Below are 11,162 nucleotides of genomic sequence, written 5' to 3' on the forward strand. Positions count from 1 at the left end.
ATGAGGAACCAGTTTTTGGTTCGGACGTCGTCGCAGCGTTTCGCTGCGGCGACGATCCTTCCCCTGAAGAGCAACGCTGTCAGCATCGCCCTCATCAGCGGGGTCGTCAACCTGCTTGCCCTGACATCGCCCCTGTTCATGCTGCAAGTCTATGACCGCGTGCTCGCAAGCGGCAGCGTTCCGACGCTGATTGGTCTGGCGGTGCTTACCGCCGGCCTCTACGCATTTCAGGCTGTCCTCGATATCGTCCGCGCCCGTGTCTTGTTGCGGATCGGCGAGCGGTTCGACGGAAAGCTCAGCGCCCGCGTTCATGAGGCCGTGATCCGCCTTCCGTTGGTGAGCCGGTCGCAAGGTGACGGCCTGCAGCCGTTGCGGGATCTCGACAATGTCCGCGGCTTCCTGTCCGGCACCGGACCGACGGCCTTCTTCGACCTTCCGTGGATGCCGCTTTATCTCGGCATATGCTTCCTCTTCCATGTCTGGATCGGCGTGACGGCGCTTGCCGGCGCGATCATTCTCTTCTCGCTGACACTGCTTACGAACGCCCTGTCACAAGCCCCCATCCGCGAGACCATCGCCCAGAACATGGCCCGCAACGGCCTGCTCGAAGGCACCCGTCGCAATGCGGAAGTCGTTCGTGCGATGGGGCTGGAAACGCGGCTCGCCCAACGATGGCTGAAGGTCAATGCCGCTTATCTTGCGGCCAACCGGCGGGCCGGCGACATCGGCGGCGGCTTGGGAAGCATGTCGAAATCGCTGCGCATGATCCTGCAGTCCGCCATCCTTGCTGTCGGTGCCTATCTCGTGATCACGCAGCAGGCCACGGGCGGCATCATGATCGCAAGCTCGATCATGATGGGCAGGGCGCTCGCCCCGGTCGAACTCGCAATCGGCAACTGGAAGCCGTTTCTGATGGCACGCCAGAGCTGGGCAAGGCTTCAGGACCTGCTCGACAAGATCCCTGAGGCCAACCCCGTCACGGCTCTGCCGCGCCCCGAACGTGAACTGCACATCGAGGCCGTGACCGTGGTGCCTCCGGGCGAAAGAAAACCGACGCTCGCCGGGCTCGGCTTCTCGTTGGCGGCAGGAAGCGCGCTCGGCGTGATCGGTCCGTCCGGATCGGGAAAATCGACCTTGTCGCGTATCCTCGTCGGCGCCTGGCAGCCATCGGCAGGCAAGGTTCGGATCGATGGCGCAAGCCTCGACCAGTGGGACAGTGCCGCACTCGGTGAGCATATCGGCTACCTCCCGCAGGGCGTGGAACTGTTCGACGGAACCATTGCCGAAAACATTTCGAGGTTCGAGGAAGCTCCTGATGCGGAAGCGATCATCGCCGCGGCGCGCACGGCCGGTGCCCATGAGCTCATTTTGAAGTTCGAACTCGGCTATGAGACGCAGATCGGCGAGGCCGGAACCGCACTTTCGGCAGGTCAGCGCCAGCGTATCGGCCTTGCGCGTGCCCTTTATCGCGATCCGTTTCTGGTCGTTCTTGACGAGCCCAACGCCAATCTGGACGCCGAAGGTGAAGCAGCTGTCGTCAGGGCCATCGCCGCGGTTCGAGATCGCAAGGGTATCGTCGTCGTCGTTGCTCATAGACCCAGTGCGCTTGGGATCGTCGATCACGTGCTGATGATCGAGAGCGGCAGACAAAAGGCGTTTGGCCCCCGCGACGAGGTTCTTTCCAAAGTTCTCAAGAGCGGTCCGGGCCTGCCGGCGGGCCGGGGCTTTCAGGCAACAGGCTCCAGCATTGCACCGCTGCGAGTGATCGCAAACGTTGCTCAGGCCACATCCGATGCAGCAAATGGCGCTAGCCCGGACAGTCAGGAGGATGCCGATGTCAGACATTGATGACCGCGAAGTCAGTCGCTCAATCCGGCGCCACCTGATGGTGGGCGTCATCGCCTCGCTCGCTATGGTCGGGGGCGCCGGGGCCTGGGCCTCGGTGACGGATCTTGCCGGAGCGGTGGTAGCGCCGGGGCATTTTGTCGTCGATTCCTATGTCAAGAAAGTCCAGCACCCGACGGGCGGGGTCGTCGGAGAAATCCTTGTCGGTGAGGGTGATGAGGTCAGGGCCGGTGACGTCCTCATGCGTCTCGACTCCACCCAGACCCGCGCCAACCTCGCGATCGTCACGAAGCGGCTCAACGAACTGGCGGCACGGCTGGCGAGACTTGAAGCCGAACGTGACGACCTAGATGACATTGCTTTTCCGGACTGGCTGCTTGCCGATCGTAAGGATCCGGAAGTGGCTGCAGCCATCCACAGTGAGTCTCGTCTGTTCCAGTCTCGGCGCGACGCGAGGGAAGGGCAGAAAGCCCAGCTCAATCAGCGCATCGCACAGTTCGAGTATGAAATTGCCGGGCTGAAGGCTCAGGAAGTTGCTTATGGCGAGGGAATAGAGGTTCTCAATACGGAAATATCCGCTCTGAACAGGTTGCGCGAACAGGGTATCGTTTCCGACCAGCGGCTGAACGGCCTCAAGACCCAGGCTGCGACTTTCGGCGGAGAACGCGGCGAGAAGATTGCGTTCCAGGCCCAGTCGGCTGGCCGGATTACGGAAACACGGCTGCAGATCCTGCAGATCGATCAGGATCTCAGAACCGAAGTCGGCCGCGAATTGCGGGAGGTCCAGGCGCAGATCGGCGAATATGTCGAGCGCAAAGTGGCAGCCGAAGACGACCTGAAACGCATCGATATTGTCGCTCCGCAATCCGGCATCGTGCACCAATTGGCGGTCCATACCGTTGGCGGTGTAGTCTCTCCTGGCGATCCGATCATGCTGATCGTGCCGGAAGGCGATGATCTGGCCCTTGAAGTTCAGATCGCGCCGAAGGATGTGGATCAAATCCAGATCGGACATGCCGCCTTGTTGCGCATGACCGCCTTCAATCTTCGTACGACGCCCGAACTCAACGGCTTTGTCAGCAGAATTGCGGCCGATCTGACCACCGATGAGCGGTCCGGCCAGTCCTATTACCTGGTGCGCGTCGCTATTCCGCAAGCAGAAAAAGAAAAGCTGAAGAGCCTCACGCTTGTCCCCGGCATGCCGGCCGAGGTGATGATCAAAACCGCTGACCGCACCGCCCTTTCCTATCTCGTCAAACCGCTTTCCGACCAGATCTTCCGCGCGTTTCGGGAGGACTGAGGCCGATGGCGATCGTTAGAAATCAAAGCGCGGCTGTCGATCGCTACCAAGCTGTCCGTGCAGTGCTGAGCGCGAACGTATAGGAAGAAGTGACAAGGGCAACGTGAGCCTTGAGCGAAACGGCACAGTTTCCGGGATAGGAGAGGTTGTGCTGGACTAGATGTTTGAGCAGCTCATCGGCGTTGCGCTTTTCAGTCAGCGGAAATGTCACAGTCATATGCGTTCCTCCGAGGAGCAAATTGACCCTTCGGAGGGATTTAGGCCCGAATTCTTTTGCGCTGCAACAAGAAAATTTTAACCGTAAAATTAAAATCGATTAGTTTTAGAGACGGTTATTTTAAAATCGTTTTAAATCCTGCGGTGGTTCTTGGAGCCGCGCAGAGCGGCTGCGACAAAATGCACGCAGCCGGATAAGACCTTGTTAACCATCCAGGTCTCAGATGGGCAGAAGTTTAAACGTTCTACCAGAGCCGTGGGAATGTGTTCCGCCGCGTAGGGCTTTAAATCCGCACATGCCTCCCCTCGAGAGTTGATGCCGACGGGTGGGTATGCGCAGGTGCGTTCTGTTCTCGGTGTGTGGCAATGTCGATCATTCATAGTATCAGCGTAAGAAGCGGTCGGCTGGTAAAGCTCACCTTCGAATCTGCCCCCTTCACGCGAGCCGCTCGCAAGACCGCCGGAACGGTCCGGCAAGCCAGAAGCCGTATTGTCACCCTCGCAGGCGTCCTCGGCATCGTCTACGTCGGAATGTTCGGCAAGCTGATCTATTATGGCCTTGCCGTCGACACGACGACATCGAGCATTCCGCCAAATCCAATCATGGCCTCACGGCCGGATATCCTCGACCGCAACGGCGAGCTTCTGGCGACCGATATCCGCACGGTTTCGATGTTTGCCGAGCCAAGCCATATGGTCGATGTCGATGAAGCGGTCGAGAAGCTCACGCAGCTTTTCCCGGAACTCGACCGGAAAACGCTCTATCAGAAACTGTCGGACAAGCGTTCGCAATTCACATGGCTGCGTCGCCAATTGACGCCGAAGCAGCAAAGCGAGGTTCTGGCTCTCGGCCTTCCCGCTATCGGCTTCCGCCCGGAGGTGAAGCGCTTCTATCCTGGCGGGCGCACGGCGGCCCACATTCTCGGCTATGTCGATATCGACAACAAGGGCATGGCCGGCATGGAGAAATATCTCGACATGCAGGGCCTTTCTGATCTGGAATCCACTGGGCTTGCGGTGCGCGAAAATCTGGAGCCGGTGAAGCTGTCGATCGACATCCGGGCACAGAATGTCGTTCATGACGTGGTCACCGACGCTATCACCACCTACAAGGGCAAGGCTGCCGGTGCCGTCATCCTCGATATCCATACGGGCGAGGTTCTGGCCATGGCGTCCGCTCCCGATTTCGACCCGAATGACCCGCAGGCGACCGGCAGCGAAGGCTGGCTGAACCGCATGTCGAACGGCACTTTCGAAATGGGCTCGACCTTCAAGACCTTCTCGATGGCATTGGCGCTCGACAGCGGCACGGTCAAACTCTCCGACAGTTTCGATGCCACCGGCCCGCTGCATTACGGCGGCTTCATCATCCATGATGACCATGACGTGCCGCGCCGCTGGCTGACCATTCCGGAAATCTTCCGCTATTCCTCCAATATCGGTACGGCGAGGATGATGGATCTGGTCGGCATGGATCGCCAGAAGGATTATCTGACCCGCTTTGGCCTCTTGACGAAGATGCAGACCGAACTGCCGGAGGTGAAAACGCCGACGCAGCCGAAAGTATGGAAGAAGATCAACTCGATCACGATCTCCTTCGGCCATGGTGTCGCGACCACGCCATTGCAGACAGCGGTTGCCGGTGCCGCTCTCGTCGATGGCGGTGAGCTCATAGAGCCGACTTTCCTGCCGCGCTCGGCCGAGGAGGCAGCGAAAACCGAGCAGCAGATCGTCAAGAAAAGCACAAGCGACACGATCCGCGCACTCTTCAAGCTCAATGGCGAACAAGGCTCCGGACGCACGGCCGACGTGCCTGGTTTCCATGTCGGCGGCAAGACAGGCACGGCGAACAAGGTCGTGAACGGCCATTATTCGCACACGCTGAGCTTCAACGCCTATCTCGCGGCTTTCCCGATCGATGCACCGAAATATGTCGTGCTATCCTTCATCGACGAACCGCTGACCGGCCAGCACGGGCTCACCTTCGCGACGAATACGGCAGCACCCATGGTGCATGACATCATTAGCCGCGCCGCGCCCATTCTGGGCGTCGAACCGGATTTCGGGCAGAACCTGCTGGCCTCATATTGAGGGGCAGCGGGCGCGGTTTGAAATCTTCTGTGGCGGTTTTTTGCTGCTGAGCAGTGCAGGCATCGTTGCCGGCAATGAAGTTCATCGAACTTTCATCGCGTTGCGTCATCCGGGCTACATACTTGCGGCCTAGGTCATTGGGCGAAGGTGCGCGCCTCATGTCCAGTCGAACGAACGTCACTGCAAAACGCCTCATGGATGCCTGCGAGCTGCTGCTTTGCGAGGCGCATGCCCCCGAAGATCTGACCGCACGCCGGATTGCGATCCAGGCGCAAGCGACGCCTTCGGCGATCGCCTATCATTTCGGGTCCCAGGAAGAACTGATCACTGCCGTTGCCGAGCGCGTCTATCGCCGGCTGAACACCGAGCGCCTGAGCCTACTGCAGAAAGCCGTCGATCGGCGGGCGCCCAATCCCCCCGATATCGAGGAGGTGATTGCAGCCCTTGTTGGTCCGTCGATCCGCTGGGCGACCGATCCGACATCGAGCTATCCAGTGCTGTCGCACTTCACCTCGATGGCCCATTCCCACCGTGACGGTGCGCCTCACTATCGTCGCATCATCGACGATGTCGAGCATCACAGGGCCTTCATTCCGCAATTGAAGCGGATCGCGCCCTGGCTCGAGGAAGTGGATATCGGCTGGCGCCTGAACTGTGCGCTCGGCATCCGCTCGCAGGTCACCCGCAGCAGGCAGCGCACCGAGCTTCTCACCAATCATCAGATGGATCTCGACAATCCGGATCTCGTCATAGCGCGCATGGTGGAGGTGATTGCGCCGATGTTCCGTCGGGCTTCCTGAGTTTCGCGGATGAAGTCCTAACGTCTTTCGAACAGCATTCGAAATCCGTCACGCCTGCGAAACACGCCCCCTCTATCGGTTTTCATCAGAGAACCGTCAGGGAGCCTTCCGATGCGCCGCGAGACCACTTTCATTCATCTGACCGACCTGCACATCGGCACCGCCGATGACGATCATCTTTACAGCGATACGACCGAGACGCTCAACCAAGTGCTCGATCTGGTCGCCACAGTCACGCCTAAGCCGCAATTCGTGATAGCCAGTGGCGACCTCACCAATCGCGGTGATGCGGAGAGTTTCCGTCGACTGAAGGAGATCATGGATGCACGCATCGACGTGCCGGTGATCTATGCGCTCGGCAATCACGACACCCGTCCCGGTTTTTACGAGGGTATGGGCGTTACGACCGAAGATCCGGATGCCCCCTACGATCACGATGTCGTCGTCGATGGCATCCACATCGTCACGATCGACTCCTCTACGCCGGGACTGATCGGCGGAACAATCGATCCGGAACAGTTCGACTGGCTGGCCTCGACACTGGATACGCATCCCGATCTGCCGAAGCTGATCGTCGTTCATCATCCGCCGGCTCTAGGTGAAGAACCCGATACAACCCACTGGCGGACCATTCATTTTCCGCAGTCGGAACGCTTCAGATCGCTGCTCAAGGGCCGCGATATCATCGGCATCCTCAGCGGCCACATCCATCATGACCGCGTGTCTGTCTGGCACGGCATCCCCGTCGTTGTCGGCACCGGCCAGCATGCAGCGACCGACATTCTGCGCACCGACATTTTGCGCATGGTGCGCGGCGCCTCCTTCGGCATCGGCACCATCCGCCCGTCCGGCCTCACCATGGCCTTCGTACCGCTGCCATCGGACCGCGCTGAACTCAACACCTATCCACTCGAAATGCTGTTGGCGCGGGCCGTGCCCGTCGCGGCCGAATAAATTTCAGGAGACATCCATGTTGCGCAGAACCACTTTGAAGTTCACGGCAGCACTCGCCGCCGTCTCGCTCTTACCATCAGGCGTATTCGCCGGAATGCCCGCATCCGTCGACAAGCCGGTGACGATCAGCTTCTACAATTACAATCTCGCCTCGGCGAGTGCCGGGGCCGATGCGACCAAGGAACTGATTGCCGGTTTCGAAAAGAAATTCCCCAACATCAAGGTCGAGACCGTTGCCGTCCCGTCCAACGAGATCATGTCGCGCGTGCAGGCCGATATCGTCGCCGGTAAGCAGCCAGACGTGGCGCAATTGGTGTTCCGCGATTTGATATACGTCGCCAGCGACCTTGGCGCCAACGCGCTGGAAGACATGGTCGATGCGAACGAACTGAAGGATCAGTTCGCCGGCATGATTCCGCAGGGCCTCGAGCTCGGCAAAGTCGATGGCAAGACCTATGGCCTGGCTTACACGTTCTCGACACCGATCCTGTTTTACAATGCCGACCTCTTCAAGCAGGCGGGCCTCGATCCGGACAAGCCACCGAGGACCTGGGACGATATCAACGTTGCCGGCAAGGCCATCAAGGAGAAGACCGGCAAGAACGGCTTCTTCCCCGGCGCCTACGGCCCGATCGACGGCACTTTCGTCTATCAGTCGATCGTCATGTCGAATGGCGGCAAGGTGCGCGACGGCGACAAGCTGACCTTTGCCGACAAGGACGCGGCGGACGCCGTGAAGATGCTGCGCAACATGGTCGACAGCGGCGCGCATGCCAAGATCGATCCGGCGAGCGCATCCGACACGTTTGCCGCCGGCAACATGGGCATGTTCCTCTATACGAGCGCACTACTGTCCAGCGTCAAGAAGTCGGCTCAGGGCAAGTTCGAGCTGCGGCTTGCACCGATGCCTTCCTTTGGCGACAAGCCGACGGCGCCGACCAATTCCGGCAGTGCCCTCTTCGTCTTCAGCAGGGACCCCGACAAGCAGCGCGCCTCCTATGAGCTGCTTAAATATCTTACGAGCAAGGAAGCCTACACGATCATCACCAGCAAGATCGGCTACCTGCCTCTGCGCCTCGATATCGTCGACGACCCGAACTATCTCGGCCCCTGGCTCGAGGAAAATCCGATGTTCCGGGCCAACATCAAACAGCTCGACCGACTGACCGCCAATATCGCCTTTCCCGGACCGAATTATCGCCAGGTCGAAAAGATGATGATGGACGGTGTTCGCGAAGCTGTCTTCGGAAGCGGCGACCCGGTCGAAGTGCTGAAGAGTGCGCAGGAGCAGGGTCAGGACCTGATGCCATAAGCCTATCTTGATCTTCACGAGGAAGGTGAGGGGCGGCGACGAGGGCCGCCCTTTACCGACAGTCGATCGGAGCTTTCGCCAATGACAGATATCCAGGCAGAGGTGGCCACACCCGCCACAGCGAAAATGGCTTCGGTGCGGTCGGAAATGACCCGCGAACGGTTTACCATTGCACCTTGGCTCTATCTGGCGCCTGCGCTCATCCTGCTGATGGTCTGGACCTACATCCCGCTTGCCGAGACATTCCGCCTGTCTTTCTATCAGTGGAACATGCTGCCGACGTCGCCGCAACGCTTTGCAGGACTGACCAATTACCAGCGGCTGCTGGCGCTGCCGGAAATGCGCAACGCTCTCTGGAACACGCTCTATTACACGATCGGCTTGTTTCCGATGTCGGTGATCATTCCGCTTTTCGTGGCGATCTGGACGCAGGATCTCGGCGGCCGTGCCCGGACGATCTACCGGTCTCTGATCTTCGTGCCGATGATCATTGCTCCAGTCGTAGCCGCCATCCTGTGGCGCTGGCTGCTGAACGAAGACCAGGGGCTTATAACGCTTGCTCTCGAGGGTCTTGGCCTCGGCCGCATCGGCTTTCTGACCGATCCCCTCTATGCCCTGCCGACGCTGACCTGGATCACCGGCTGGAAGCTGATCGGCTTTTCGACATTGCTCTTTTCCGCCGCCAATGCGGGTATCAACCCGTCCTATATCGAGGCGGCGCGCATCGACGGTGCCAGCCGTTGGCGCATCATCCGCGATATCAGGCTGCCGCTGCTCTCGCCGACGATCCTGCTTCTGTCGATGATGACGGTGCTTTTCGGCGCGCAGTGGAGCTTTGCCTATATCAATGTGCTGACCAATGGCGGCCCGCTGAAGTCCACGACCAACATCTTCTACCTGCTCTGGGAATACGGCTTCCAGACGCTTTCAGCTGGCTGGAGCTCGGCCGCCGGTATGATCGCTTTTGCCGGCTTCGCGGTGCTTGCTGCCCTGTGCATGTGGTTGACGAAGAGGTTTGCCTTCTATGACAACTGACAAACTCGACGATCATAGGCCGAGCCGATCGGCTCCGTCCCGCGGATTGGTGCGCAAACTCGGCGTGCACGCCATCATGGTGCTCCTTTCCTTCGTTTCGATCTTTCCGATCTACTGGATGATCGTCACATCGTTGCGGCCGGAGAACGAGATCTTCTCCACTGCACTCTGGCCATCCCGTCCGACCTTCGACAATTACCTCTTCGTGTTAACGCGCGTGCCGATGCTGCAGATGCTCTTCAACACGGCGATCGTAGCAGCCGCGACTGCCTTGCTGCAGGTGGTGACCGGCATGTTTGCCGCCTACGCGCTGGTGCGCTGGCGAATGCGGCTATCGTCTGTCGTCCATGGTCTGATTGCGCTCTCCTGGCTCGTGCCTTTCCAGGTCACGATGATCCCGAATTATGTGCTCGCCTCCAGGCTAGGGCTGCTCGACACATTGACGGGCCTCGTCGTGCCGAATGCCGCCCACGCTTTTGCTATCCTGCTTCTCTATCATGGCATGAGGGCCTTCCCGACCGAAGTGCTGGAGGCTGCCCGCGTGGATGGGGCACGAAGCCTGCGCATCCTCTGGCAGATCGTCACGCCCAACATGGGCGCGCCCATTGCCTCCTTGTCGATCATCGCCTTCATTTCCGCCTGGAACGAATATTTTTGGCCGCTGCTCCTGTCGCGAAAGCCGGAGAATTCGGTCGTGCAGATAGGCCTGCAGATGTTCATGACCCAGGAGGGCAACCTCTGGGGGCCACTGATGGCGGCGGCGGCACTCGCCAGTCTGCCGATCCTGCTGATCTATCTCGTGCTCCAGCGCCACGTCATCGAATCCTTCATGAAATCCGGAATCCGCTGATCATGCAAAATTATGAGAGACTTATCGCGCTGGAAGGCGCCCATAACGTGCGCGACCTTGGCGGCTATCCGGCTGGCAATGACAGGCAGACGCGCTGGCGCTCGGTCCTGCGCGGCGACGCCCTGCATGCGCTGAGCGAAGCCGACATCGAGGCGCTGATCGCCCATGGGGTCACGACGGTGATCGACCTGCGCAATTCTCAGGAACTCGCACGTGAAGCCAATCCGTTCTTGAATGATCCGCGCGTTTACTACGAAAACGTCTCGTTGTTTTCGGCCCTAGCGCCGGTCGAATTGATGGCAGTGGAAGCGACCGATTTCGACATGGGCGACCGTTACTGTCACGCCCTCGACAATTGCCAGCCGGCGATCGCCAGGGTGCTGACGGCGATCGCACACGCACCCGATGGGATCGTTCTCTTCCATTGCACGGCCGGCAAGGATCGCACCGGCATCATCGCCGCTTTGATGCTGGCGCACGCCGGCGTCGATGAAGCAACGATTATCGAGGACTATGCGCTGACCGGCTCGATATTCGCGCCCTTGCTTACCGACTTCCGGGCACGGGCAATCGCACGCGGCGTACCTTCGGACCTTGCAGACCTGATACTCGCCTCGGCACCGCAGAGCATGGCCCGGGCACTCGGGTACCTTGCCGGGCATTATGGCCGCGTTGGTTCCTATCTCGCGCAGATAGGCTTGGGCGAAGCGGAAATCACCAGCCTCAGGCAGCGGCTGTGCGATTGAGGCTTGCTCTGAC

General features: G+C 59.7%; 10 protein-coding genes. 9 read left to right on the plus strand and 1 reads right to left on the minus strand.

All coding sequences use genetic code 11. The features are described from left to right. Together ACR9ZQ_RS33600 and ACR9ZQ_RS33605 are read left to right on the plus strand one after the other, a co-directional pair. Window positions 1-1,848: a type I secretion system permease/ATPase gene (locus tag ACR9ZQ_RS33600; RefSeq protein WP_481429862.1), complete on the plus strand. Its 1,848-nt coding sequence runs from the start codon at window positions 1-3 to the stop codon at window positions 1,846-1,848. Then, a complete protein-coding gene (locus ACR9ZQ_RS33605; protein ID WP_481429863.1) occupies window positions 1,835-3,145 on the plus strand; it encodes an HlyD family type I secretion periplasmic adaptor subunit in 1,311 nt (436 codons plus the stop codon). The genes ACR9ZQ_RS33600 and ACR9ZQ_RS33605 overlap by 14 nt, the downstream gene beginning before the upstream one ends. A 43-nt stretch (window positions 3,146-3,188) precedes the next feature. Here ACR9ZQ_RS33605 and ACR9ZQ_RS33610 read toward each other — a convergent pair whose 3' ends face one another. After that, complete coding sequence (locus ACR9ZQ_RS33610; protein ID WP_481429864.1) at window positions 3,189-3,362, minus strand: hypothetical protein; 174 nt, start codon at window positions 3,360-3,362, stop codon at window positions 3,189-3,191. 365 nt (window positions 3,363-3,727) lie between these two features. Between ACR9ZQ_RS33610 and ACR9ZQ_RS33615 the strand changes: the two genes are divergently transcribed. From ACR9ZQ_RS33615 to ACR9ZQ_RS33645, 7 genes are all read left to right on the plus strand, one after another. Then, entirely contained in the window at window positions 3,728-5,452 is a 1,725-nt protein-coding gene (locus tag ACR9ZQ_RS33615; RefSeq protein WP_481429865.1) for a peptidoglycan D,D-transpeptidase FtsI family protein, read from the plus strand. Window positions 5,453-5,610: 158 nt separating this feature from the next. Further along, the gene (locus tag ACR9ZQ_RS33620) at window positions 5,611-6,252 is read left to right on the plus strand and encodes a TetR/AcrR family transcriptional regulator (RefSeq protein WP_481429866.1); all 642 of its coding nucleotides are present in this window, start codon (window positions 5,611-5,613) and stop codon (window positions 6,250-6,252) included. Window positions 6,253-6,363: 111 nt separating this feature from the next. Further along, window positions 6,364-7,206 (plus strand): metallophosphoesterase, encoded by an 843-nt coding sequence (locus ACR9ZQ_RS33625; protein ID WP_113321721.1) that lies wholly within the window; start codon window positions 6,364-6,366, stop codon window positions 7,204-7,206. A gap of 16 nt (window positions 7,207-7,222) precedes the next feature. Beyond that, window positions 7,223-8,518 carry an ABC transporter substrate-binding protein gene (locus tag ACR9ZQ_RS33630; protein ID WP_481429867.1) on the plus strand — a complete coding sequence of 432 codons (1,296 nt, stop codon included), beginning with the start codon at window positions 7,223-7,225 and terminating at the stop codon, window positions 8,516-8,518. An 81-nt stretch (window positions 8,519-8,599) separates the two neighbouring features. Further along, window positions 8,600-9,553: a carbohydrate ABC transporter permease gene (locus ACR9ZQ_RS33635; RefSeq protein WP_481429868.1), complete on the plus strand. Its 954-nt coding sequence runs from the start codon at window positions 8,600-8,602 to the stop codon at window positions 9,551-9,553. Further along, window positions 9,543-10,403 (plus strand): carbohydrate ABC transporter permease, encoded by an 861-nt coding sequence (locus tag ACR9ZQ_RS33640; RefSeq protein ID WP_481429869.1) that lies wholly within the window; start codon window positions 9,543-9,545, stop codon window positions 10,401-10,403. The genes ACR9ZQ_RS33635 and ACR9ZQ_RS33640 overlap by 11 nt, the downstream gene beginning before the upstream one ends. Before the next feature lie 2 nt (window positions 10,404-10,405). Further along, a complete protein-coding gene (locus ACR9ZQ_RS33645; RefSeq protein WP_310388980.1) occupies window positions 10,406-11,149 on the plus strand; it encodes a tyrosine-protein phosphatase in 744 nt (247 codons plus the stop codon). Window positions 11,150-11,162 lie beyond the last annotated feature (13 nt).

It is taken from the genome of Rhizobium sp. KNZ14-9A, from assembly GCF_056755015.1.

Coding starts and splice junctions, on each gene's coding strand:
- ACR9ZQ_RS33605 (WP_481429863.1), top strand. CDS start 1,835: ATGTCAGACATTGATGACCGCGAAGTCAGTCGCTCAATCCGGCGCCAC.
- ACR9ZQ_RS33635 (WP_481429868.1), top strand. CDS start 8,600: ATGACAGATATCCAGGCAGAGGTGGCCACACCCGCCACAGCGAAAATG.
- ACR9ZQ_RS33620 (WP_481429866.1), top strand. CDS start 5,611: ATGTCCAGTCGAACGAACGTCACTGCAAAACGCCTCATGGATGCCTGC.
- ACR9ZQ_RS33625 (WP_113321721.1), top strand. CDS start 6,364: ATGCGCCGCGAGACCACTTTCATTCATCTGACCGACCTGCACATCGGC.
- ACR9ZQ_RS33645 (WP_310388980.1), top strand. CDS start 10,406: ATGCAAAATTATGAGAGACTTATCGCGCTGGAAGGCGCCCATAACGTG.
- ACR9ZQ_RS33615 (WP_481429865.1), top strand. CDS start 3,728: ATGTCGATCATTCATAGTATCAGCGTAAGAAGCGGTCGGCTGGTAAAG.
- ACR9ZQ_RS33630 (WP_481429867.1), top strand. CDS start 7,223: ATGTTGCGCAGAACCACTTTGAAGTTCACGGCAGCACTCGCCGCCGTC.
- ACR9ZQ_RS33600 (WP_481429862.1), top strand. CDS start 1: ATGAGGAACCAGTTTTTGGTTCGGACGTCGTCGCAGCGTTTCGCTGCG.
- ACR9ZQ_RS33640 (WP_481429869.1), top strand. CDS start 9,543: ATGACAACTGACAAACTCGACGATCATAGGCCGAGCCGATCGGCTCCG.
- ACR9ZQ_RS33610 (WP_481429864.1), bottom strand. CDS start 3,362: ATGACTGTGACATTTCCGCTGACTGAAAAGCGCAACGCCGATGAGCTG.